The organism is Bifidobacterium kimbladii (assembly GCF_032193675.1).
In the GTDB taxonomy this organism is placed as follows: Bacteria; Actinomycetota; Actinomycetes; order Actinomycetales; family Bifidobacteriaceae; genus Bombiscardovia; species Bombiscardovia kimbladii.
The window spans coordinates 136,887-158,618 of record NZ_JASTZZ010000002.1 but is presented as its reverse complement, the minus strand read 5'-3'; the positions used below and the strand labels follow the sequence as shown (position 1 = coordinate 158,618).

The window sequence follows — 21,732 nt, the reverse complement described above, 5'->3', positions numbered from 1 at the left end:
TAACAACATGCCCATTGAAAAGATAAATTCCAGCCAATGGAGGAGTGGAATATGAAGACATGTAAATTGCTCGGTGCTTGCTTAGCGATGGCGCTAGCTTCTACGCCGCTTGCGGGGTGCGGGTCTAATAGCAGTTCTGCAGAGTCGACGGGTAAGCCAGACAGCATCTTGGTCTGGGATTATGGTGAGCCGGCAAGCGGGCAGGATAGAGGCTGGCATCGTGCAGCTGAGATCTTTACCAAAAAGACTGGAATCAAGGTGAAATTCGAGGTCAAGTCTTTCACTCAGATAGCCCAGAATGGCAGCCAGTTTTTGAATTCAGATCAAGCACCCGACGTCATGAAGTCAAACAGGGGTAATGGTTCTGCTGGAGTGCTGTCTACGCAGAACCTGTTGACTGATTTGAAACCGTATGTGAAGAAATATGGATGGGACAAGAAAGTTACCGGTCAGGCGGCGGCTGTAGGCAAGTATGACAAGAGAGGTGTTATGGATGGGGATACCTGGTATGGCATTCCCTCGTATGCGGAAATGCAGCGTGTGTACTACAACAAGGACATATTTGCCAAATACGGTTTACAGATTCCCAAGACCTACAGTGAGTTTACCCAGGTGCTCCAAGCATTTAAGGATAAGGGCGTGACTCCCATTACAGCGGATGCTGGTGAATTCGGCGTTTTATGGTTGTGGTGGCAACTGGCTATGACCAAGGCAGACAGAAAGTTCGTTGATGACTGGCAACTATACAAGCACAAGGTCAATTGGCGTAGTGAGCCGCTGACATTTGCTACAGATACCATCAAGGATTGGTTTGATAAGGGGTATATCTCGCGAAACGCCACCGGGATGAAGGCGGAAGATACCACTACCGCTTTTATCCGTGGAGAATATCCGATTTATCAGACGGGCAGCTGGAATCAGAACAGGTTCATGGAACAGATCAAGAACTTTGACTGGACGGCGGCCATTTTCCCAGATTCAAAGATGGTCGAGGGGTGCGCCGGCAATCTTCTGGTGATACCGGAAAAAGCCAAGCACAAGGATCTGGCTGCACAATATATCGACATTGTGCTTTCTGATGAGATCCAGAATTTCATTGGTAACCATGGTGGTGTGCCTGTCCATGCTGATTCTAGTGCCATTACAGATACCAAGAGTCGCGAACTTGTGCAGGAATACAACGATGCTGCCAAGGCGAACCGCATGAGTTACTATCCAGATTATCCAGCGCCGAATCTTACCGATGCTATGCCCGCCGCTTTCCAGGAACTGGTCAACGGGACCAAGAAGCCCTCGGAAATCCTTCAAACGCTTCACAAGGATTATGACGATGGAGTCTCGCAAATGGGTCTTGATGACAACTGACAAAGAACTCTTTATGCCGGGTGCTTTAAACGCGTGAGTGCCCGGCTTTGTGACAGCCCCGAATCCAAGTTATTCGGTTTTGTTCGGGGCATTTAGGAGATGTAATCGTGTCGTTACGTAAAGACCACAGGACCGTCGCCCATTCGCGCATCCCCGGAAGTCGGCCATCGCGATTCGTGCCCTACCTGCTGCCGGGGCTGATAGGTATCTTCGCAATAGTCATCGTGCCAATCGGATGGAATATATATCTGAGCTTTACGAGGTGGAGGGGAGTCGGGCCCACCCGTTGGATAGGCGGCAAAAACTGGCGACGCCTCATGAGTGACAAGACTTTTTGGGTGTCTTTCAGCCATTCTTTATGGATCATCGTCGCTATTGTAGTGATACCAACGATACTGGGCTTATTGATCTCATCGGCTTTGACGGATGTAATTCAGAAGAAGTTCGGTCCACGTGCATCCTCATCGCTTAGAGCGCTCTACTATCTGCCCCAGGTTCTGCCAGTGGCTGTGGCTACGATCATTATGGGCTGGATATTCAGGCCAGAAGATGGAGCAGTCAACGATCTGCTGGCTAAGGTGGGTCTGAGTTCGCTGCAGCAGAATTGGCTGGGCTCGACAAAAACCGCTTTGCCGGTATTGATGATTATTCTGATATGGATTCAGCTAGGGTATCCAATCGTCATTTTCATGTCCGGCCTGCAGCGTGTGGATCCTGAATTGTATGAGGCTGCCAGCCTTGATGGTGCTAACTGGTGGCAGAAATTCCATGTTGTCACATTGCCATCGATTGTTCCCGAGTTATTGGTCGTGGTGCTGACTTCGACGATAGGCGCGCTCAAAACATTTGCCCCTGTATTCCTTCTGACCAAAGGCGGCCCTGGCACGTCGACAATGGTCCCTTCATATTACTCATACAACCAGTTCTTCCAGATACAACAGGTGGGTTACGGGGCGGCCATTTCTACAGCTCTTACGGTAGTCATCATTATCTTCTCGATTGCTTTCACTGCAGTGCAGAAGCATGTCGAGAAGAACATGGATTAATTCATCCTTAAGGAAGCAAAATGAGTAGTCAAATGTCAGAGCAAATTGCTGATACCGCACCATTGGGCCACGCTAAACATATAAGGTCATGGGGGAATTGGGCAGCGCTTATATTGCTGGTGCTGGGGGCCGTAGTGATGCTGTTCCCCCTTGTGATCCTGGCCTTGAACGCTTTCAAGACCACAGAGGATTACAACATGACGGGCCCCCTTTCATTCCCGGCGCATATGAGTCTTGAGGGGGTGATTTCCTTCTGGAACACCACTGATTTCCCAATGAAGTTTGCGAACTCCTTGCTTATATCGTTGGTTGTTTCAGTGGTTGGGGTCTTGTTGTCGGTTTTGAACTCGTTCGCCCTCGGAATAGGACGAGTCAAAGGAAATACTGTGATTCTGCTTTTTATCATGTTGGCAAACATGGTGCCGCAAGAGGCACTACTGTACCCGCTGTATATCATGTTCAAGGCTATCGGGCTATACAACACCCAATGGTCGATGATCATCATCTTCACTATTATTCAAAGTGCATATGGGACATACCTGCTTTCTGCTGTTTATGGCACTTTTCCACAGGCGATCCTAGAGGCGGCCACTGTTGATGGTGCATCTCGCTGGCAGACGCTTTTGCGAATTGTCCTCCCGGTTTCTTGGCCTACTATCAGCGTACTGTTCGTTTTCTTCTTCATTTGGACTTGGAATGAATATATGATTCCCATGGCTTTCCTGATGAGTGACAGTGTTCAGACGGTCCCCTTGGCGCTGGCGACTATGCAAGGTCAGCATACTATGGCCGCCACTGATCTGGCTGCTGCGGCCTTGCTTAGTATAATTCCCACGATCGTCTTCTTCGTCTTCTTCCAGAGGAAGCTGTCCCAAGGAATCGTTGCGGGGTCGGTTAAGTAGAACATCGAAGAAAATGATCTCCAAGTTGGAGCATCTTCAGGAGGACAAAATGGTTATTAACAACCGTGGGGGAGCGATCGGAATGGATGCACTCGTGTTCCCCTCGAATGAGCGATCTCGTTGCATCAATGCTGAAAATCCGAACGGTGATAAAGGCAAGGCAGCCATGTCGGCCAGCCAGCTGGGTGTTGCGCGCAAGGGAACTCCCTGCTTGAAAAATATTGCTCCGGGGAGCCGTACGGTTCTTGCAGACATTAAGGGATCAGGCGTCATACGTCATATTTGGATGACAGTTACTGATTCGACCTCGCCCACAGGTCCCAATGTGCTGCGTAATCTAATATTGGAGTGCTACTGGGATGGAGAAGACAGTCCATCGGTCTGTTCGCCTCTTGGGGACTTCTTCTGTTGCGGTCATGCCCGAGCTTGCAGAGTTGAATCCATGCCGATGGCCGTCTATCCAAATAGGGGATTCAACTGCTTCTTTCCCATGCCGTTTCACAGTGAGGCTAGGATTATCCTGAGGAACGAGCATAACGAGGCGATTCCTGCTTTCTTCTATCAGATTGATTATGACGAGGTTGATGATCTTCCCACGGATGCCATGACTTTTCATGCGCAATGGCGGCGTCAGAAAATCACTCAATTGGCCCATGACTATACCATCCTTGACGGTGTAAGCGGCACTGGCTCGTATGTAGGAACATATTTGGCTTTGACAACTCTTGAGAGCCGTTGGTGGGGAGAGGGCGAGATCAAGATTTACCTTGATGGAGACGGCCAGTATCCTACATGGTGCTCAACTGGATGTGAGGACTATTTTGGTGGAGCTTGGAGTTTTGCGGCCCACGATGCCGACGGCAAGATGGTTGAACAGACCTACTGTGGGACTTATATGGGTTTCCCCTTCCGCTCAAGCAATCTGAGCAGCAAGCGTCAGAGCGAGTATTGGGATACATCCAGCCCGGTCATGCGTGGTTTGTATCGCTGGCACATTCCCGATCCCATTCATTTCAATCACGATATCCGTGTCACCGTCCAACAGATTGGTGTGGATGAAAATGGGTATTTCGAACGGCAGGATGATATAGCGAGCGTAGCCTATTGGTACCAGTGTGAACCCCACGATCCATTCGCAGATGAGATAACGCAGGTAACGGAGCGTGATCGGCGTCCTCGCTGATACTGAAAAGCGGCTGAACTGAGATTATGGCTAGTTCAGCCGCTTATTGTGCTCATTCGATGGTGGGAACTGATTGACGCTGGATCAGCAGCGGGTCTTGGAGCTTGACCTGCCCTGCAACATCTTGATTGCCCTCGATTGCCTTTGTCAGCATGTCTGATGCAGCTACACAAAGTGTATCCGGTGTTAGAGGCATCTCGGAGATGTGCAATGCTTTCAAGGTTTCGCTTGGGGTGTCAGCTGCGCAGGACATTACTGCTACGTCATCTGGTATGGATAGGCCGCTTTCTGCTATTCGACCTAAAACCGCATCCAAGACGACTGGTCTGATCTCGCTTATCAGACCATTGGCCTTATGCGTCGCCATAGCTTTGAGGACCCGATTCGCATATTGGGTTTGATTGGCTACTCCATTTGATATTTCATGAAACTCGGCATTATATTGGGCGGCCCATTTGCGCAAACTAGCTAGCAGGATGAGTCGGTATCCAGAGCGTCGACGATAATCCTGGTCCGGGCCTTTGAGGAAAATCAAACGGCGGCGGCCCGCTTGAACCATGTTTTCGATGGCGATTCGACCCATCTTCTCAAAATCCAAATCAATACAGGCACAGTTTTCATGGCATCGGGGAAGGCCGATGGCCACGCATGGTCGTTTATATGTAGATGCCTGTGCAGCGCGAATATCATCATTCACAATATCCATAAGGACAACGCCATCTGCGAGATTTCCTAAGGTGACTCGGCGAATATCCTCTACACCATTTTCAGCAGTCAGTAGCAAGGAGTCATATCCGCGTAAATGCTCCTGGCGAGCGAATTCAATGAAATAGTCAGCATAGGCCGTACGGTTCTGCCCTAAACGAAGGGGAGCGCTAATAGCGACTATGTGTTTATGCTCTGCACGTAGCATGCGTGCACCTGCATTAGGTGTGTATCCCAGTTTTTTGACCGCGTCCATTATGCGTTGGTACGTGGTTGCAGATATTGGCCGCTTTCCTGAGAAAGCGTAGGAAACAGTGCTGACGGAAACCCCTGCCATTTTGGCGACATCGCGAATATCGGTCATGATTTCCTCTGGTATTGGATTTTAAGGCTACGACCGATGGCTTTTGGCACTCCGGTCGACTCTGCAAGTGCATGCAGTCAGCAATTCGAGGTCCACGTCGGTCCGCTGGAAGTGTCCATGATGGTGATACCACTTGCCGCAAGCTCTTCACGGATCTGATCAGCTAACTTGAAGTCCTTAGCCTTTCGGGCTCTTTCTCGACTATCGAGCCGCGCGCGTACCAACGTGTCCAACGCCTTTTCACATGAACCTGCTAATTGCGATTTACCGTTATGGTTCCACTGCTCCGATAAGGGGTCAAGGCCAAAGACATCCAACATGCCGCGCACGGACAGGAGAGCTTGGGAGACCTGGGTCATAGATGAATCTTTGTTGACTCTTTTCGAGTTGCTTAGCTGATCCATGATTGTATTGGTGCGCCGAATCAGCGCGAATACAGATGCGAGGGCTTCCGATACGTTGATGTCGTCATTCATGGCCTGCACGAAGTCTTCTGGCAGATCATCCGCACTCAGCTCCGTCACGCGGGCGCGCTCGGGCTGCGCTCCAAGGATCCGACCGGCCCGGTCCACAAAGTTGCTGATGCGCTCGTAGGCGCCCTCGGCCTCCTGCAGGGACTGGTCGGACCATTCCAGCATGGACCGGTACTGCACCGACACCAGGGCGTAGCGCACCACCCAGGCCGGATGCTGCGACAATACCTGGTCCACGGATAATCCGTTGCCCAGGGACTTGCTCATCTTCTCGCCCTTCTGGGTCACCCAGGCCGTGTGCATCCATCGGTGGGCGAACCCCCAGCCGGCCGCGTGCGACTGGGCCATCTCGTTCTCGTGGTGAGGGAATCGCAGGTCCAGTCCGCCTCCGTGGATGTCGAACTCCGCGCCCAGATAGCGGTGGCTCATGGCCGAGCATTCCAGATGCCAGCCCGGCCGACCTGTGCCGAAGGGGGTTTGCCAACGAGCCGTGGGCGGATCGGTGGGTTTGGGTGCCTTCCATAGGGCAAAGTCGCGAGGGTCGCGCTTGCCGGGCTCCTCATCGGCATCGGCAGCCTGGTCATCGGTGTCGACACTGGGTCCCAGCCGGTCGTTGGCGGCGGCCTGTTCGTCGGCTGGCTGGGTGCCGGTCTGCTGATGGGTCAGGGCTCCGTACTCGGGCCAGGAGGCCACGTCGAAGTAGACGTTGCCTGATGGGCGGCCCTGTTCGTCGGGCACCACATAGGCATGGCCGCGGTCGATGATGCGCTGGATCAGGTCGATCATCTCGGGGATGTGCCCGGTGGCTCGAGGCTCGTAGGTGGGTGGCAGGACTCCCATGGTCTCATAGGCATGGGTGAATTCGCGCTCGTAAATGTAGGCCCGCTCCCACCAGCGCTGGCCGTTGGCCGCCGCCTTGGTCAGGATCTTGTCGTCGATGTCCGTCACGTTGCGGATCAGGGTCACCTGGTAGCCCAGCCTGAGCAGCCAGCGCCTGATCACGTCGAAGGCCAGCGTGGTTCTGATGTGGCCCAGGTGGGGCGAGCTCTGCACCGTAGCCCCGCACACGTAGATGCCAACCTTGCCCGGTTCGATAGGCCGGAAGGGGGTCACCTGGTGATCAGCCGTGTCGTACAGACGCAGACCAGCTGCGGCGAGGCTGACTGAAGCCTTGGAATCATGCGGTTGCGAACTCGTATCCATATCCTTGAGCCTACCAAGGCTTGCTGACCGTCCAAGAGGAAATGCCGAGCCTGCAGACCCGGTCCGGCGGCATGTGTGCAAGAATGGAATCATGGCGAAACCAAGGGTGCTGATAGTCCAGCATGTGGATTGGGAGAAGCCGGGTCGCATTCTCGACAACCTCCAGGAGTGCGGGCTGGACACCGAGATCACCAATATCGTGGACGAGAAGAAGCCCAAGCTACCGCGCTCGCGTGAGTTGGCGGGACTGGTCATCATGGGCGGGCCCATGTCGGCTGACGATTACGCGCATCACCCTGGGCTCAAGGCTGAGACCAAGCTGGCCAAGGCGGCAATGGCTGCCAACAAGCCCATTCTGGGGATTTGCCTGGGTCATCAGATTCTGGCGCGGGCCCTGGGCGGCACCCTGATGCGGGATCAGGAGCCCGAATACGGCATGGGGCCCATCCGCTGGGTGGGGCAGGACGACGACGTGGCCATGTGGAGCAAGAACACGGATGTGCTGCACTGGCATGCCGACCAGGTCACCCTCCCGCCGGGGGCCAAGCTTCTGGCCCGCTCCCAGGCAACCAAGGTTCAGGCTTTTCGGCTTGGATCAGCCTTGGGCCTGCAGTTCCACCTGGAGGTGACGGCGCCCATCTTCGAGGAGTGGATGCAGGTGCCGAGCATGGTCGGCACGATGAAGAAGTCCAAGATCGCTAAAATGCGCGAAGAATTTATCAACGGGATGCCGCAGATGCAGCCTCTGGCCGATGCCATCTTCTCTGCCTTTGCGGCCAGGTGCTCAACTCAGGCCGCCCAGCTGGCCGCCGCCTGAGGCTACTCCAGCTCCTCCCCGATGGTCAGCCACTCCTCCTCTAGCTGGTCCGACTGCCCGGTCAGATCCTTGAGTTTGCTGTTGAGCTCGTTGAGACCCTGGTAGTCGCTGGGGTCATGCTCAGCCATCTGTCGTTCAAGATCCTTGCGTTGATCAGCCAGCTTGGCCAGCTTGCGCTCGATGGCAGAGGCCTGCTTGCTCAGATTTCGCTTGGCAACACGTTCGGCCTTGGCCTGGTTGTGATTCCCGGTCTCCTTGGCTGATGCCTGATCCGGTGCATCCGCAGCTCCCCGGTCGGCCGACTCGACCATGTCCAAGTAGTCCTGGACACCGCCGGGCAGGTGAACCACCTTGCCGTTGATCAGCGCAAACTGCTGGTCGGTCACCCGCTCCAGCAGGTAGCGGTCATGGGAGACCACGATCAGGGTGCCCGGCCACGAATCCAGCATGTCTTCCATGACGGCCAGCATGTCGGTATCCAGGTCGTTGCCTGGCTCGTCCATGACCAGCACGTTGGGCTCGTCCAGCAGGATGAGCAGGAGCTGCATGCGGCGCTTCTGTCCGCCAGAGAGGTCGCCGATCCTGGTCATCAGCTGGGAGCTTTCAAAGCCCAAGCGCTCCATCAGCTGGCTGGGGGACACCTCCTTGCCCTCCACCAGATAGGTGGGCTTGTACCGGCTGAGGACCTCCTTGATCCGATAGCGACCCAGTTTCTCCAGCTCGTCCAGACGTTGGGTCAGCACCGCAAAGCGGACTGTCTTGCCCACCTTGACGTGTCCTGCTGTGGGAGCCACGCTGCCGTCAATCAGACCCAGCAGAGTGGACTTGCCGGCTCCGTTGGCGCCTACGATGCCAAACCGGTCGCCAGGGCCGATCAGCCAGGTCACATCGTCCAGGACCTTGTGCCCGCTGATGGTCAGGGTGTCGGCCGCTGCAGTGCCCGGACGGTCCTTGCCGGGATCGGCGGCCACAGTCACTGATCCCATCAGAGGGCGTTCGGCATGGGGGGAGGGGACCCGGTCGTTCTGGTTTCCGTCGGCATCAGAGTCGGCCCCTGGATAGATCTTGGTCACGTCGACCAGGTCCACCACCTGCTTGCCCAGGCGGGAGGTGGCCATCCGCTTAAGCTCCAGGCTGTTGCGCATGGGTGGCACGTCGGCGATCAGCTCCTGCGCGGCCTTGACATGGAACTTCTGCTTGGTCGAGCGGGCCCGGGCGCCTCGGGTCAGCCAGGCCAGTTCCTTGCGGGCCAGGTTGCGGCGCTTGGTCTCGGCCAGATCCGCCTGGCGCTCGCGTTCCACCCGCTGGAGCATGTAGGCACTGTAGCCACCCTCAAAGGGGTCGATGGTGCCGTCGTGCACCTCCCACATGGAGCTGCAGACCTCGTCCAGGAACCAGCGGTCGTGGGTGACCAGCAGGAGGGCTCCGGAATTCTTGGCCCAGCGGTTCTTCAGATGCTCGGCCAGCCAGTGTATGGTGAGCAGGTCCAGATGATTGGTCGGCTCATCCAGGGCCAGGATGTCCCAATCCCGGAGGAGCAGCCGGGCCAGGTCCACCCTGCGGCGCTGACCGCCGGACAGGGTGCCCACCTTGGCCTCCAGCTCCATGCCCCCCAGAAGGGACTCGACGATTTCGCGGGATCTGGGGTCGGCAGCCCATTCGTAGTCTTGTCGATTCTCCAGGGCCGCCTGGCGGACCGTGTCTTCGTCCTTCAGAGGATCACGCTGGTCCAGCATGCCGAAGGTGAGTCCATTGCGCATGGTCACCCGGCCCTGGTCAGGTTCCTGGCTGCCTTTCAGCAGGTGCAGCAGGGTGGACTTGCCGTCGCCGTTTCGGCCCACGATGCCGATACGATCACCCTCGAAGATGCCCTGCGTCACATCGGTAAAGATGGTTTTGGTGGCGAAGGATAGAGCGACGTGTTCCAGACCGAGATCATAGATGGGCATGATTCCCCAATCTACCGCCAGCCTTGGATGGAATGAGCTCTGGGCTTTCAGGGGTTATTGGTCCTGGCTGTTTTCCTGGTCCCGCTGACGAATTCTGTCTAGATAGCCAGTTCTGTCCGCATCGGTGATAGGTCGCAGGACGGTGCAGGGGTTGCCGACCGCAACTACCTGATCCGGTATGTCATGGGTGACGATAGACCCCGCTCCGATGACGGCTCCACGGCCAATCCGCACTCCTCCCAGGACGACTACGTGGCCGCCCAGCCAGGCTCCCTGGCAGATTTTGATGGGTCGGGCCTGGCAGGCGCCAGCCTTTCGCTCTTCATAGTCCAGGGCATGGTTGGTGCAGAAGAGCCCTGCGCCGGGGCCTATCCACACGTTCCTGCCTATGGTGATCGGAGCGTTGTCCAGCATGACGGCCCCATAATTGATCAGCGTCTGGCTGCCGACTCGTATGTTGCACCCGACTTCGCATCTGAAGTCCGGATTGATGACGACATCCTGCCCTACCTGGCCCAGCAGGGCTTCCAGAATCCGTCGGCGTTCCTGCTTCTGTCCGGGGCCAATCCTGTTGTATTCCAAGAAGAGGTTCTCGGCCCGTTCCCTCTGGCGATCGATGTCGGGATGGGTGTCCTGATAGACCTGACCGGATACCATCCGCTTCCATTCGATTCGGCCGGTCCGGCTCATTCCCGCCGTCACATCGTCAGTCATGCGCACCACCTTCCATGATTACAGGATGAGTCAGCGGCCGGTGATCTGGGAGCCCAGCACCTTCTCGCTCAGGGCCCGGGGTCCCCGGGTGACGGCCACGGCACCCGACCGGACCAGCTCGATGATGCCAAAGGGTCGCAGCAGCCGCAGCAGGGCCTCGAGTTTGCCCTCGGCCCCGGTGGCCTCGATGGTCAGGGACTCGGGATGGACGTCAACCACGCGCACGCGGAAGAGTTTGACGATCTCCAGCACATCGGAGCGGTTGCGTTCGTTGGCTTTGACCTTGATCATGACCAGTTCGCGTTCCACGGCCTCGTCGCCCTTGAGTTCGACGATCTTGAGGACATGCAGGAGCTTGTTGAGCTGCTTGATGATCTGTTCCAGAGGGACGGCTTCCACATCTGCTGTGACCGTGATCCGGGAGATGTCGTCTCGCTCAGTGGACGAGACGGACAGGGAGTTGATGTTGAAGGCGCGCCGGGCGAACAGGCCGGCCACCCTGGCCAGGACGCCGGGGCGGTTCTCGACCAGGACGGAAAGGGTGTGCCGTTCGGAACCGGGCTTGGATGCTGGATAATTGGCCATGTGGTACCCCTTTCCTACTTGTTCATGCGACCGGCGGCGTCGCTGGCCATGGCTGCCCGGTCGGCTCCGGTCTGCTCATGCGGCTCGGGCTGCTCCTGCTCCGGACGGATGCCGGCCAGGGGCTGCACGCCCGGCTTGTAGATGATGGTGTCGTTGGAGGCGCCTGCCGGGACCATGGGCCATACCATGGCATCCTTCCAGACGCGGAAGTCGATCAGGACCGGTCGGTCGGTCACTGCGTTGGCCTTATCGATGGCCTCCAGGGCCTGTTCCTGGGTAAAGGCCCGCAGTCCCAGGCAGCCATAGGCCTCGGCCAGTTTGACGAAGTCGGGGATGCCGTTGCCGTCTGTGGGCTTGGCGCCGCCGTCCTCCAGGTTGGTCTGGGAGTAGTGGCTGCCGTAGAAGAGGGTCTGCCACTGACGGACCATGCCGTAGACCGAGTTGTTGAGTATGGCGATGCGGATGGGCAGTCCCGCCTGCCCGGCCGTGGCCAGCTCCTCAGAGGTCATCTGGAAGGAGCCGTCCCCGTCGATCAGCCAGACGGGCCGCGGATCCTCCTCTTCCCTGGTGCCGATGGCTGTTCCTATCGCGGCGGGCAGACCGTAGCCCATGGTCCCCAGCCCGCAGGAGGAGACCCAGGAGCGTGTGCGTTCAAAGTCGATGAACTGGCTGGCCCACATCTGGTGCTGGCCCACGCCGGACACCCAGATGGTATCCGGATCGGCCTTGTTGCTCAGGGTCTGGACCACCCACTGGGGGGCTAGGGTGCCGTCCGGGCTGGGCTCAAAGGTGGTGGGGTAGTCATGCCGCCAACCGTCGATCAGTCGCCACCAGGGCTTGAGGTCGGGCTTGCCCCAGGTGCGTTGGGCCGCCTTAAGCGCCGGGATCAGGTCGTCAAGCACCTGGCCCACGTCCCCGACGATGGGTACGTCCGCCTGCCGGTTTTTGCCGATCTCGGCCGGGTCGATGTCGATGTGGATGACCCGGGCCACTGGTGCGAAGTCCTCCAGGCTGCCGGTCACCCGGTCGTCGAAGCGTGTGCCCACGGCCACCAGCAGGTCGGAGTGCTGGATGGCCCCGTTGGCCGCCACCGTGCCGTGCATGCCAGGCATTCCCAGAACAGCTGGGTCGGAATCAGGCACGATGCCTCGCGCCGGCAGGGTGGTGACCATGGGGGCACCGGTAGCTCGCACGAGTTCCTGGACCTGCCGACGCGCGTCGGACCGGACGGCGCCGCCGCCTACATAGAGGACTGGTCTGTGCGACTGGACCAGGAGCCGGGCGGCATCGTCCAGGACGTGCCCGTGGGCCCGCGTCACCGGGTTGTAGCCGGGCAGGATCATCTCCTGGGGCCAGGAGTAAAGCATTTTGCCGTTCTGGGCCGTCTTGCTCAGGTCCACCACCACCGGGCCGGGCCTTCCTGAGCGGGCGATGTGGTAGGCCTCGGTCATGACCCGGGGGATGTCCTGGGCCTTGGTCACCAGATAGGAGTGTTTGGCCACCGGGTAGGTGATGCCCACGATGTCGGCCTCCTGAAAGGCGTCGGTGCCGATGGAATCCACGCCCACCTGGCCGGTCACCACTACCAGGGGAACCGAGTCCATCATGGCATCGGCTATGGGGGTGACCATGTTGGTGGCTCCGGGTCCGGAGGTCACCAGGCAGACCCCTACCTTGCCCGTGGAGACGGCGTAGCCCTCGGCTGCGTGGCCGGCGGCCTGCTCGTGACGGGTCAGTGTGAAGTTGAAGCGCACCTGCTCGTCGATGGCGTCGTAGGCGGGCAGAATGGCCCCTCCTGGAACGCCGAAGACCTGGGTGACCCCCAGATCCTCCAGGGACCGAATCAGCGCCTGGGCTCCCGTCATGGGCTCGCCCTGGGCGGGGACATCCTTGTCGTCATGGTCCCAGTTCTTGGGTACCGAGCTGAATGCTTGCAGAGGTGTCGGCAGACTCATGTTTCCTCTCGACCTCCAGACTGCGCGCCGACCTGCGGCCGTGCATGTCGAAATACGAACCTGTCGGAGCGTCGGCGGGGTGGGCGGACGATTCCCGATCAGGAGGAGGCACCTGTGCTGTTCGTGACGGCGTGCCTCCGGGTTATGCCCATAGTCTAAACAGGGGTCTGGTCGGGGCGTTGGCGCAGTACCGCATGCCGGAATTCCGACAGGAACTTCAGGCTGATTGCTCGGCGCGCAGAGTCGCAAGCAGATCCTGGTCGTCCAGCCGATTCCACCCTTGGGCGGCAGCAGCCAGCTGGGCCTTCCGCTTGCTGCTGGCCTGGCCCTTGCCGATCACGGTCCCGCCGTCCTCCAGGCGCAGTTCGGCGGTGAAGACCTGGGCGTATTCCGGCCCGGAGACCGTCATAGCGTACCGGGGCTCGCCCAATCCCAGCTGGTGGGCCTTGACGGTGATTGAGGTCTTCCAATCCAGTGCCGGCCCCTCGGTGGCCACCTCGGCCAGGGTGTCGTCAAGAAGGGTATGGACGGTGGTCCTGGCCCCCTCGATGCCGTGCTCCACAAAGACCGATCCGATCAACGATTCGACGGTGTCGCAGAGTATGGAGTCCTTGTCGGCCCCGCCGTTTTCGCTCTCTCCCCGGCCCAGAAGAATATACCGCCCCAGGTGCAGTTTCTCCCGGGCGATGGCCGACAGGGCCTCCTCGGAGACCGCCTTGGCCCGCATCTTGGCCAGCTGGCCTTCAGTCATGTCCGGGTGAACCTGGTATAGGGTCTCGGTGGCCACTAATTCCAGAACCGCGTCGCCCAGGAACTCCAGCCGTTCGTTGTTGGGCATGCCCGGGTGCTCATGGGCGAAGGAGCGATGGGTCAGAGCGTGTACCAGCAGCTCCGGGCTGATCCTGCCGCCCAAGGCCTGGAAGAGCTCCTCAGCCGCCTGGTTGCCGGGATTCGCCTGTTCCTGTTCCTCCTGCTGCATATGGTCTTCCTGATCCTTCCTGGAGTGCCCTGTCTGCATGGCCCCTCTCGCTTTCTCGGCCTTGCCGTCTGATGATATGGAAAAACCCCTGCCACCCGTCGATGGCCGGGGTTCTCTCATTGCGTGTCGATCGCTTATCGGCTCACTTGCTGAACTGCGAACGAATGGCGTCGCGGTAGACGCGCCCGCGGTACATGCCGCAGCTGGGGCATGCCATGTGCGGCAGCGCAGGAGCCCCGCAGTTGGGGCAGGTCACCGTAGCGGCGGCCTGGGTCTTCCAGTTGGCGCGCCGGGAATGGGTGTTGGCGCGCGAGGTCTTGTACTTTGGCAGTGCCATATTGTCCTCTGTTTCGATCGAATACTTCGAGCTTAAGCGTAGAGCAGTCTACCGCAACCTCCGGTCATTCGCCAGCCTGGCCGTTGTTGCCGGGGTTCTCCTCCTGCTCCAGACGCTGCTTGAGTCCCTCCAGGGCCGCCCAGCGGTCGTCCATTATCTCGTGGTGGTGATCGGGATGGTCGTTCAGATCCATGCCGCACTGGGGGCACAGGCCTCGGCAGTCGGGTCGGCACAGGGGTTGCAGGGGCAGGGCCTCCACCAGGGTGTCACGCAGCAGGGCTTCCAAGTCCATGAAAGCGCCCCCGCTGGCCAGAGGATAGGTCTGGCCGCTGGCCTCCTCCTGCTCGGCCAGAATCTCCTCCTTGCCATGGGTTGGCTCCGGTTCGGGATCCTTGTAGGGGAAGAAGACCACCGGATCGTCCTGGATGCTGGTATCCACAGGCCTCAGGCAGCGCGTGCATTCGGTCTTCAGCGGTACGCTGATGTGGGCCTGCAACAAGAGTCCATCCACCAGGGAGTCGATGTCGCCCTCCACATGCACGGGTGTTCCTGCCGGGATGCCCACTACCTGGTCGCCGATGCCCTCCGGAGCTGGAAAATCGCGGTCCACCCGGGTGCTCTGCCCTGCCCGCGTTGACACCTGGGCCACTGAAACCGCCCAGGGGGAATCCTCCGGTCTGCTCATCCCTGTGTCTCCTTTCCCTGATCCGAGGCTGACGCGTTCATGCTACGCGCTGCCTCCTGCTCACGCTGGTGGAGAACCTCCAGGCCGGCACGCACATCCTGGCTCATCTTGCCCAGCTGGGTGTCAAGCTCACCCATGACCTGGGCGGCATACCCATCGGCCCCCTGCACCAGGCGGTCCGCCTGGGCCTGGGCCGTGTCGATGATGGTCTGGGCCTTCTGCCGGGCTATAGCCACCACATTCTCCTGGCCTGCCAAGAAGCGGGCCTGCTCGCCGGCCTCCTTGACGATGTCTGCAGCCCGGCTCTGGGCGTCGGACATGGTGGCGTTGGCCTGGGTCTGCGCCGTATTCAGCCGACGCTCCGCCTCCCTCATGAGCGCCGAGGCCCGCTCCAGCTGCACTGGCAGCATTTTCTTGAGCTCGTTGAGGTCGTCGGTCAGCTCGTCTCGGTCAACCTTGACCAGTCCCGGACTGAAAATGGGGGCCTTGGCCTCATCAAGCATGGCCTGGATCCGATCGATAATGTCATAGACGGTGGTGAATTCCGATCGCGGGTTCCCGCTCTCGTTTCGATCCTCCTGCAGGTCGGGCAGGTCCTTCATGTCGACTGCGGACCTGGGAGCGCTCGCTCTGGTCGAGTCGTCGATAGGCTCGTCATCGTCCCTTTCCTGGGTCTGCTCGTTCATCATTGGCTCTTTTCCGTGTGCGGTGTGTCCCTGTGCAAGGTGTCTATCAGTGCATCCACGACGCTGTCGGGGACCATGCCGGTGATGTCTCCTCCATGTCTGGCCACGTCCTTGACGATGGTGCTGGAAATGTGCTCCCGCACCGGATCGGCAGGCAGGAAGAGCGTTTCCACCCCGGACAGCTTGCGATTGACCAGGGCCATGCCCAGCTCGGCCTCATAGTCCCCGTTCTGCCTGAGTCCCTTGACGATGACTGAGGCCCCCACCTTGCGGCAGTAGTCGGTGATCAGGCCATCGGTAGAGGCTACGGTGATGTTCGGGTATCCGTCCTCGTCCAGGGCCCGGCGGATCATGGCCACCCGCTCCTGTTCGCTGAACATGGGGGTCTTGGCAGCGTTGACGGCCACAACCACGTGGACCGTCTCGAAGAAGCAGGCGCAGCGTTCGATCACATCCATGTGGCCGGAGGTGACCGGATCGTATGAGCCAGGGCATACAGCGATAGTCATGATTCTCAGCGTAGCGCGTCATAGGGAGCGAACGTGCAGCTCGCCGCCGTACCATGGATGTCATGACTGCAAGCAAGAGCATTCGCATGGAGGATCCGGAGCGGGAGCAGAACCCCGACCAGGGCACTGGCACGGCCGTGCTGGACCGTCCGGACACTGAGACCGCCGAGAAAACCCGGCTGAACGATCAAGGCGATGCCGACAGGTTCGCCCACTACGTCTCCCGTGAGCGCATCGCCGAGTCCAAGCTGACCGGCCGACCGGTCGTGGCCCTCTGCGGCAAGGTCTGGGTGCCCAAGCACGATCCCTCCCAGTACCCGGTCTGCCCGGACTGCAAGCGCATCTACGAGCAGATGACCGGCGGCAGCCACTGAGCGCTACTGAACGGTCCAGGCTGCTTCAGGACTGCTTGTCCAAGGCGATCCGGTCGATCATCTCCAGTTCTTCCTGGCTGAAGTCGGCCGACTGGACGGCCTTGAGATTGTCCAGGATCTGCTCGGGCTTGGAGGCGCCGATGAGCACTGAGGTGACAGCTGGGTCCCTGAGCAGCCAGGCCAAGGCCATTTCTGCCAGACTCTGGCCGCGTTGGTGGGCCATCTCGTTCAAATCCTGAATTTGCTTCAGCCGCCGGGGGGTCAGTGCAGATTCCTTGAGGAAACGGCCGTCGGCCCGAATCCGGCTGTCCTCGGGAATCCCGTGCAGGTAGCGATCGGTCAGCAGCCCCTGGGCCAGCGGGCTGAAGGTGATCAGTCCCTTCTTCTCTTTCATCACGGCCTCTTTGAGCCCGTTGTCCTCGATGGTTCTGTCGAAGATGGAGTAGCGGTTCTGGTTGATGACGAAGGGGACGTGCATCTCGGTCAGGATGGCCGCAGCCCGTGCCATGGTCGGCCCGTCGTAGTTGGACAGTCCCAGGTAGAGGGCCTTGCCGCTGGTGACCGCCTGGGCCAAAGCGCCCATGGTCTCTTCAAGAGGCGTGTCCGGGTCGGGGCGGTGGTGATAGAAGATGTCCACATAGTCAAGTCCCAGCCGTTTCAGGCTCTGATCCAGTCCGGACAGCAGATGCTTGCGTGAGCCGAGGTTTCCGTAAGGGCCAGGCCACATTTCATAGCCGGCCTTGGTGGAGATGACCAGCTCCTGGCGGTGGCGGCTGAAGCACCGGCGCAGGATGATCCCCATGTTGCGCTCGGCGGAGCCCGGTTCAGGGCCGTAGTTGTCGGCCAGGTCAAAGTGGGTGATGCCGTGGTCGAAGGCTGTCGTGCATAGCTCCTGCATACGATCCAGGGGCGTGGTGTCGCCGAAGTTGTGCCAGCAGCCCAGGCAGATGGGTGGCAGTTTCAGGCCGCTGTCGCCACAGGGCCGGTAGGTTGTGGCATCGTACCGGCTCGGGTCGGGCTGGTAGGTTTCGGATTGCGTGTTCATCAGATGCTCCTCACTAAGGTGGGTAGGACCGGTTCGCCCTTCATCAGGCTGAGTGCGTTGATGGGCATCTCCTCCAGGGCCTTGGCCCGGTGCTCCCGGGCATCCAGGACTGCCTGCTCACCCTGGAACTCTGGCCTGCTTTGGCCATGGTCCACGTAGGTGACCAGCAGATCCCGCCAGTCCTGCTCAGGCGTAAAGGCTGCCAGCGCATCCTCAGCGCCCGAGATGACGTGCTCGGCATCGGCCACCCCGTTGTGATAAGAGCGGTAGGCCAGCTTGCGTCCCGGCACCGAGGCCTTGCCCACCGACTTCTTGGCGACGGCCTGCATGACCCCGTCGGAGTTCTCGCGCTCGGTCAGCTTGTAGACCATGGCGCAGGTGGGGGCTCCCGAACCGGTGACCAGCATGGTGCCCACCCCGTAGGAGTCCACCGGGGCATCCTGCAGGGAGGCGATGGCATACTCGTCCAGATCATTGGTGACGGTGATGGTGGCTTTGGTGGCTCCCAAGGAGTCCAGCTGGGCGCGGACCTGCTGGGCCAGCGAGCCCAGGTCTCCGGAGTCGATGCGGACCCCGCCGAGTTCAGGTCCGGCCACCTCGACGGCTGTCCTGACGGCCTCCTCGATGGAGTAGGTGTCGGTCAGCAGGGTGGTCCCCTTGCCCAGGGCCTGGATCTGCCCCTGGAAGGCCTCGCGCTCGTTGTCATGAAGGAGGGTGAAGGAGTGGGCTGCGGTTCCGATGGCCTTGAAGCCGTATCGCTTGGCCGCCAGCAGGTTTGAGGTCCCTTGGAATCCGCCGACTATGGCCGCTCTGGCCGCCGCCACGGCTGCGTATTCGTTGGCCCGGCGCGCGCCCATGTCCATGCAGGGCCGGCCCTTGGCCGCGGTGACCATACGGGAGGCTGCCGAGGCTACAGCGGAGTCGTAATTGAGTATGGACAGGATCAGGGTCTCCAGCAGGGTGCACTCGCCGAAGCTGCCTTCGACCTGCAGTAAGGGGGAGTCGGGGAAGAATATCTCGCCCTCCCGGTAGCCGCGGATGGTCCCGGTGAAGCGGAAGTGCTCCAGCCAGTCGATGGCGGTCTGGCTGACGATGTGACGGTCGGACAGGAAGCGAAGCTCGTCTTCGCTTAGGTGGAAATCCTCCAGCGCATCCAGAATCCGCCCAGTGCCTGCCACCACTCCGTATCGGCGCCCCGCCGGCAGGTGTCGGGTGTAGACCTCGAAGACGGATCGTCGTCCGGCCGTACCGTCCTGCAAGGCGGCATCCAGCATGGTGTATTCATACATGTCGGTCATCAGAGCCGTAGAGGTTCCGGTGTCCTTGCTATTGTTTTCAGCGTTCATATCTTCCCCTTTGTGGGTGGAAAAGCCCTTGGTTGGCCCCCAGTCTAATCCTCTGCCGACCTACTGGCTCGCCCTGCCCTCCCAAGGTCGGGCTAAGCTGATCCGCATGAGATTCGTCGTGGGCATCTACCGATTGCTGATCGCCTTTTTCTGCCTGGGCGGCACCTACGAGGCCTGGCTGCTGGGAATCGGCAACAAGTGGGTCTATTTTACTTTCCAGACCAATATCGCCCTGGGTCTGGTCATGCTCTGGGCCGGAGCGGCCACCCTGCTCAAGGGCATCCAGCCTCCCGCCTGGCTCAAAGGATGTCTGACGCTCTACATCGTCATCACCGGGCTGGTGGCCATCCTGGTTCTGGGGCTGAACAGCACGGACTACCAGCTGGTCCTGGGCATCCGGACCACATGGATGATTCACGTCATCAGCCCCATCCTGGCATCGGTGGACTTCCTCTTGTTCGACCCTCATCGTCGTTTCCACTGGCACAACGTGCTGACCTGGCTGATCTATTTCCCCTTCTACGTAGCCTTTGTGCTGATCAGGGCCGCCATCTGGCCCCATTCGGGACCGGAGGCGGGCGGTAACCCTTATCCCTATGCCTTCTTGGATCTCGGGCACTTGGGATGGGCCCAGTTGACGGTCAACATGGCTGAGTACCTGGTCGTCTTCTTCGCCCTGTCGCTGGTCATCTTCCTGATTGATCGCATTCTGCCGGCCAAGACACCGCTGACCATCGATCGGTAGACGGTTGACGGAATAATAGGGACCAGACCAGGGGAGCCTGGGCGGAACGGGAAAGGATCATCACTGATGGTTGCTATCAAGGACATGCTCCAGGAGGGTGCCGTACTGCGGCCTGACGGCAGGGCGGCTGATGAGTTGCGACCGGTCGTCATCACCAGGCATTGGACGGAGGCCCCCGAGGGATCGGTGCTGATCGAGTGCGGCAAGACCCGGGTCATGTGCACGGCCTCCTTCACGCCGACGCTGCCCCGTTGGCGCAAGGACTCCGGCCTGGGCTGGGTCACGGCCGAGTACGCCATGCTCCCCAGGGCCACCAGCGACCGGACTGCACGCGAGTCAGTCCGAGGAAAGGTCGGTGGCCGCACCCAGGAGATCAGCCGGCTGATAGGCCGTTGCCTGCGTGGCGTGGTGGATATGAAGGCCTTGGGCGAGAATCAGATCCAGCTTGACTGCGATGTCCTTCAGGCCGATGGCGGCACCCGTACAGCCTCGGTCACCGGCGCCTATGTGGCCATGGTCGATGCCCTCCGATGGGCCCAGGACCACCATCACATCCGCAGTGCCGACAAGGTGACCAAGGATTGCGTCTCGGCCGTCTCGGTGGGCATCATCGATGGCAAGCCCATGCTCGACCTTCCTTATCTGGAGGACAGCAGGGCCATGACCGATATGAACGTGTCGATGACCGGCGCCGGCGACTTCATAGAGGTACAGGGAACAGCGGAGCATCGCCCACTCACCCGTCAGGAGCTCGGCCTCTTGCTGGATCTGGCGACCAAGGGGAACAAGGAGCTTCAGGCCGCTCAGCGCAAGGCTCTGGCATCTGACTGACGCCCAGGGGCAGGCATTTCAGCGAGGAGGATCGGTATGGGGCAGGCCAGAAAAGTGGTTGTGGCCACGCACAACGAGGGCAAACTGCGTGAGCTTCGTCGCATCCTCGACGGTTTCCTGTCCGTTGAGGGTCAGAGGATCGAGCTGGTTTCGGCCGGCCAGTTGGGCCTGCCCGATCCGGTAGAGACCGGCACCACGTTTCAGGAGAACGCTCTTCTCAAGGCTGGGCAGGCCGCCCGTGAGTCCGGTCTGCCCGCGCTGGCGGACGACTCGGGGCTGGTCGTTGATGTGATGGGCTCTGCCCCGGGGATCCTTTCGGCAAGGTGGAGCGGCCGCCATGGCGACGACCAGGCCAACTTGGACCTCTTGCTGAACCAGCTGAACGACATTCCCGATAATCACAGGGGAGGGCGGTTTGTCTGTGCTGCCGCCTTGGTCGTTCCGGATGTGCCGGGGTATGCCGTCCGGGGGCATCAGGTGACCAGGATCGGCGAGATGCCCGGAAGCGTCATCCGCCAGGCACGAGGGGACAACGGGTTCGGCTACGATCCGATCTTCGTGCCCCGCGATCAGCCTGGGCGCGCCAGCGGCCAGCTGCCGCTGACCTCGGCGGAAATGACCGCGGATGAAAAGAACGCCATTTCGCACAGGGGCAAGGCCCTGGCGGCCATCATGCCGATTCTCGTCAACTGGGTGCTGGGCGATGGCCATAGCAGAGGCTGATAAATCTTTATAGATTCACTTCATAGATCCAGTGCGGTGGACGGTCACGAAATATCGATAATCATGCCATGAGGTGCCAGTGCGCCTGAAGCATGTAAAGCAATCGCCAGGAAGAGATTATTTTATCTCTGTGATAGAGTCGGCGGTATTGGGGATAACCAAAAGCAAAGTCTATTAGGCATAGCGCACGATTCTATCGGGATTTGGGGGT

Annotated in this window: 22 protein-coding genes; 9 read left to right on the top strand and 13 right to left on the bottom strand. The window is 59.6% G+C overall.

The window, feature by feature from the left end; genetic code table 11:
• Window positions 1-51 precede the first annotated feature (51 nt).
• The 4 genes from QRX41_RS03975 to QRX41_RS03960 all read left to right on the top strand — a co-directional run bounded on the left by QRX41_RS03975 (window position 52) and on the right by QRX41_RS03960 (window position 4,496).
• A complete protein-coding gene (locus tag QRX41_RS03975; RefSeq protein ID WP_045924249.1) occupies window positions 52-1,365 on the top strand; it encodes an ABC transporter substrate-binding protein in 1,314 nt (437 codons plus the stop codon).
• Between the two features lie 107 nt (window positions 1,366-1,472).
• Window positions 1,473-2,411, top strand: a complete 939-nt coding sequence (locus QRX41_RS03970) for a carbohydrate ABC transporter permease (protein ID WP_045923950.1) — start codon at window positions 1,473-1,475, stop codon at window positions 2,409-2,411.
• A gap of 32 nt (window positions 2,412-2,443) precedes the next feature.
• Window positions 2,444-3,313, top strand: a complete 870-nt coding sequence (locus QRX41_RS03965) for a carbohydrate ABC transporter permease (RefSeq protein WP_156147915.1) — start codon at window positions 2,444-2,446, stop codon at window positions 3,311-3,313.
• A gap of 49 nt (window positions 3,314-3,362) precedes the next feature.
• Complete coding sequence (locus tag QRX41_RS03960) at window positions 3,363-4,496, top strand: glycoside hydrolase family 172 protein (protein WP_045924250.1); 1,134 nt, start codon at window positions 3,363-3,365, stop codon at window positions 4,494-4,496.
• A 52-nt stretch (window positions 4,497-4,548) separates the two neighbouring features.
• Here the strand turns inward: QRX41_RS03960 and QRX41_RS03955 are convergent, their stop codons facing one another.
• Both QRX41_RS03955 and cysS read right to left on the bottom strand, forming a co-directional pair.
• Window positions 4,549-5,565 (bottom strand): LacI family DNA-binding transcriptional regulator, encoded by a 1,017-nt coding sequence (locus QRX41_RS03955; protein ID WP_045923952.1) that lies wholly within the window; start codon window positions 5,563-5,565, stop codon window positions 4,549-4,551.
• A gap of 77 nt (window positions 5,566-5,642) precedes the next feature.
• Complete coding sequence (cysS, locus tag QRX41_RS03950) at window positions 5,643-7,241, bottom strand: cysteine--tRNA ligase (RefSeq protein WP_313838855.1); 1,599 nt, start codon at window positions 7,239-7,241, stop codon at window positions 5,643-5,645.
• A 91-nt stretch (window positions 7,242-7,332) separates the two neighbouring features.
• Here cysS and QRX41_RS03945 point away from each other — a divergent pair, with 91 nt between their 5' ends.
• Window positions 7,333-8,058 (top strand): type 1 glutamine amidotransferase, encoded by a 726-nt coding sequence (locus tag QRX41_RS03945; RefSeq protein ID WP_313838854.1) that lies wholly within the window; start codon window positions 7,333-7,335, stop codon window positions 8,056-8,058.
• A 2-nt stretch (window positions 8,059-8,060) separates the two neighbouring features.
• Here the strand turns inward: QRX41_RS03945 and QRX41_RS03940 are convergent, their stop codons facing one another.
• The 9 genes from QRX41_RS03940 to coaD form a co-directional block, all read right to left on the bottom strand.
• The gene (locus QRX41_RS03940) at window positions 8,061-10,007 is read right to left on the bottom strand and encodes an ABC-F family ATP-binding cassette domain-containing protein (RefSeq protein ID WP_313838852.1); all 1,947 of its coding nucleotides are present in this window, start codon (window positions 10,005-10,007) and stop codon (window positions 8,061-8,063) included.
• A gap of 54 nt (window positions 10,008-10,061) precedes the next feature.
• The gene (locus QRX41_RS03935) at window positions 10,062-10,721 is read right to left on the bottom strand and encodes a sugar O-acetyltransferase (protein WP_313838850.1); all 660 of its coding nucleotides are present in this window, start codon (window positions 10,719-10,721) and stop codon (window positions 10,062-10,064) included.
• A 30-nt stretch (window positions 10,722-10,751) separates the two neighbouring features.
• Entirely contained in the window at window positions 10,752-11,306 is a 555-nt protein-coding gene (gene ilvN, locus QRX41_RS03930) for an acetolactate synthase small subunit (RefSeq protein WP_015021375.1), read from the bottom strand.
• Window positions 11,307-11,320: 14 nt separating this feature from the next.
• Window positions 11,321-13,261 carry an acetolactate synthase large subunit gene (locus tag QRX41_RS03925; protein ID WP_198189623.1) on the bottom strand — a complete coding sequence of 647 codons (1,941 nt, stop codon included), beginning with the start codon at window positions 13,259-13,261 and terminating at the stop codon, window positions 11,321-11,323.
• A gap of 217 nt (window positions 13,262-13,478) precedes the next feature.
• Window positions 13,479-14,240, bottom strand: a complete 762-nt coding sequence (gene rnc, locus QRX41_RS03920; RefSeq protein ID WP_313838848.1) for a ribonuclease III — start codon at window positions 14,238-14,240, stop codon at window positions 13,479-13,481.
• 142 nt (window positions 14,241-14,382) lie between these two features.
• Complete coding sequence (gene rpmF / locus QRX41_RS03915; protein WP_015021378.1) at window positions 14,383-14,577, bottom strand: 50S ribosomal protein L32; 195 nt, start codon at window positions 14,575-14,577, stop codon at window positions 14,383-14,385.
• A gap of 64 nt (window positions 14,578-14,641) precedes the next feature.
• Window positions 14,642-15,262, bottom strand: a complete 621-nt coding sequence (locus tag QRX41_RS03910) for a YceD family protein (protein WP_144085334.1) — start codon at window positions 15,260-15,262, stop codon at window positions 14,642-14,644.
• Complete coding sequence (locus QRX41_RS03905; RefSeq protein WP_313838845.1) at window positions 15,259-15,951, bottom strand: SPFH domain-containing protein; 693 nt, start codon at window positions 15,949-15,951, stop codon at window positions 15,259-15,261. Before QRX41_RS03905 ends, QRX41_RS03910 begins: the two co-directional genes overlap by 4 nt.
• Complete coding sequence (gene coaD / locus QRX41_RS03900; protein ID WP_045923959.1) at window positions 15,948-16,457, bottom strand: pantetheine-phosphate adenylyltransferase; 510 nt, start codon at window positions 16,455-16,457, stop codon at window positions 15,948-15,950. Before coaD ends, QRX41_RS03905 begins: the two co-directional genes overlap by 4 nt.
• 62 nt (window positions 16,458-16,519) lie before the next feature.
• Here coaD and QRX41_RS03895 point away from each other — a divergent pair, with 62 nt between their 5' ends.
• Window positions 16,520-16,831 (top strand): DUF3039 domain-containing protein, encoded by a 312-nt coding sequence (locus QRX41_RS03895; RefSeq protein ID WP_024627652.1) that lies wholly within the window; start codon window positions 16,520-16,522, stop codon window positions 16,829-16,831.
• A gap of 25 nt (window positions 16,832-16,856) precedes the next feature.
• Here QRX41_RS03895 and QRX41_RS03890 read toward each other — a convergent pair whose 3' ends face one another.
• Together QRX41_RS03890 and QRX41_RS03885 are read right to left on the bottom strand one after the other, a co-directional pair.
• On the bottom strand, window positions 16,857-17,876 hold the full coding sequence (locus QRX41_RS03890; RefSeq protein ID WP_313838842.1) for an aldo/keto reductase: 1,020 nt from the start codon (window positions 17,874-17,876) through the stop codon (window positions 16,857-16,859).
• A complete protein-coding gene (locus QRX41_RS03885) occupies window positions 17,876-19,222 on the bottom strand; it encodes a nicotinate phosphoribosyltransferase (RefSeq protein WP_313838841.1) in 1,347 nt (448 codons plus the stop codon). The genes QRX41_RS03890 and QRX41_RS03885 overlap by 1 nt, the downstream gene beginning before the upstream one ends.
• 106 nt (window positions 19,223-19,328) lie before the next feature.
• On the opposite strand from QRX41_RS03885, the gene QRX41_RS03880 reads away from it, so the two are divergent.
• The 3 genes from QRX41_RS03880 (at window position 19,329) to rdgB (ending at window position 21,521) form a co-directional block, all read left to right on the top strand.
• Complete coding sequence (locus tag QRX41_RS03880; RefSeq protein WP_033511228.1) at window positions 19,329-19,967, top strand: Pr6Pr family membrane protein; 639 nt, start codon at window positions 19,329-19,331, stop codon at window positions 19,965-19,967.
• A 66-nt stretch (window positions 19,968-20,033) separates the two neighbouring features.
• Window positions 20,034-20,798, top strand: a complete 765-nt coding sequence (gene rph / locus QRX41_RS03875; protein WP_313838835.1) for a ribonuclease PH — start codon at window positions 20,034-20,036, stop codon at window positions 20,796-20,798.
• Between the two features lie 36 nt (window positions 20,799-20,834).
• Window positions 20,835-21,521, top strand: a complete 687-nt coding sequence (gene rdgB / locus QRX41_RS03870) for an RdgB/HAM1 family non-canonical purine NTP pyrophosphatase (RefSeq protein ID WP_313838833.1) — start codon at window positions 20,835-20,837, stop codon at window positions 21,519-21,521.
• Window positions 21,522-21,732 lie beyond the last annotated feature (211 nt).

What these genes read in the sequence shown, in the direction of transcription:
- QRX41_RS03975 (WP_045924249.1), top strand. Translation starts at nt 52, where the DNA reads ATGAAGACATGTAAATTGCTCGGTGCTTGCTTAGCGATGGCGCTAGCT.
- QRX41_RS03965 (WP_156147915.1), top strand. Translation starts at nt 2,444, where the DNA reads ATGTCAGAGCAAATTGCTGATACCGCACCATTGGGCCACGCTAAACAT.
- QRX41_RS03960 (WP_045924250.1), top strand. Translation starts at nt 3,363, where the DNA reads ATGGTTATTAACAACCGTGGGGGAGCGATCGGAATGGATGCACTCGTG.
- QRX41_RS03955 (WP_045923952.1), bottom strand. Translation starts at nt 5,565, where the DNA reads ATGACCGATATTCGCGATGTCGCCAAAATGGCAGGGGTTTCCGTCAGC.
- cysS (WP_313838855.1), bottom strand. Translation starts at nt 7,241, where the DNA reads ATGGATACGAGTTCGCAACCGCATGATTCCAAGGCTTCAGTCAGCCTC.
- QRX41_RS03945 (WP_313838854.1), top strand. Translation starts at nt 7,333, where the DNA reads ATGGCGAAACCAAGGGTGCTGATAGTCCAGCATGTGGATTGGGAGAAG.
- QRX41_RS03940 (WP_313838852.1), bottom strand. Translation starts at nt 10,007, where the DNA reads ATGCCCATCTATGATCTCGGTCTGGAACACGTCGCTCTATCCTTCGCC.
- QRX41_RS03935 (WP_313838850.1), bottom strand. Translation starts at nt 10,721, where the DNA reads ATGACTGACGATGTGACGGCGGGAATGAGCCGGACCGGCCGAATCGAA.
- ilvN (WP_015021375.1), bottom strand. Translation starts at nt 11,306, where the DNA reads ATGGCCAATTATCCAGCATCCAAGCCCGGTTCCGAACGGCACACCCTT.
- QRX41_RS03925 (WP_198189623.1), bottom strand. Translation starts at nt 13,261, where the DNA reads ATGAGTCTGCCGACACCTCTGCAAGCATTCAGCTCGGTACCCAAGAAC.
- rnc (WP_313838848.1), bottom strand. Translation starts at nt 14,240, where the DNA reads ATGCAGCAGGAGGAACAGGAACAGGCGAATCCCGGCAACCAGGCGGCT.
- rpmF (WP_015021378.1), bottom strand. Translation starts at nt 14,577, where the DNA reads ATGGCACTGCCAAAGTACAAGACCTCGCGCGCCAACACCCATTCCCGG.
- QRX41_RS03910 (WP_144085334.1), bottom strand. Translation starts at nt 15,262, where the DNA reads ATGAGCAGACCGGAGGATTCCCCCTGGGCGGTTTCAGTGGCCCAGGTG.
- QRX41_RS03905 (WP_313838845.1), bottom strand. Translation starts at nt 15,951, where the DNA reads ATGATGAACGAGCAGACCCAGGAAAGGGACGATGACGAGCCTATCGAC.
- coaD (WP_045923959.1), bottom strand. Translation starts at nt 16,457, where the DNA reads ATGACTATCGCTGTATGCCCTGGCTCATACGATCCGGTCACCTCCGGC.
- QRX41_RS03895 (WP_024627652.1), top strand. Translation starts at nt 16,520, where the DNA reads ATGACTGCAAGCAAGAGCATTCGCATGGAGGATCCGGAGCGGGAGCAG.
- QRX41_RS03890 (WP_313838842.1), bottom strand. Translation starts at nt 17,876, where the DNA reads ATGAACACGCAATCCGAAACCTACCAGCCCGACCCGAGCCGGTACGAT.
- QRX41_RS03885 (WP_313838841.1), bottom strand. Translation starts at nt 19,222, where the DNA reads ATGAACGCTGAAAACAATAGCAAGGACACCGGAACCTCTACGGCTCTG.
- QRX41_RS03880 (WP_033511228.1), top strand. Translation starts at nt 19,329, where the DNA reads ATGAGATTCGTCGTGGGCATCTACCGATTGCTGATCGCCTTTTTCTGC.
- rph (WP_313838835.1), top strand. Translation starts at nt 20,034, where the DNA reads ATGGTTGCTATCAAGGACATGCTCCAGGAGGGTGCCGTACTGCGGCCT.
- rdgB (WP_313838833.1), top strand. Translation starts at nt 20,835, where the DNA reads ATGGGGCAGGCCAGAAAAGTGGTTGTGGCCACGCACAACGAGGGCAAA.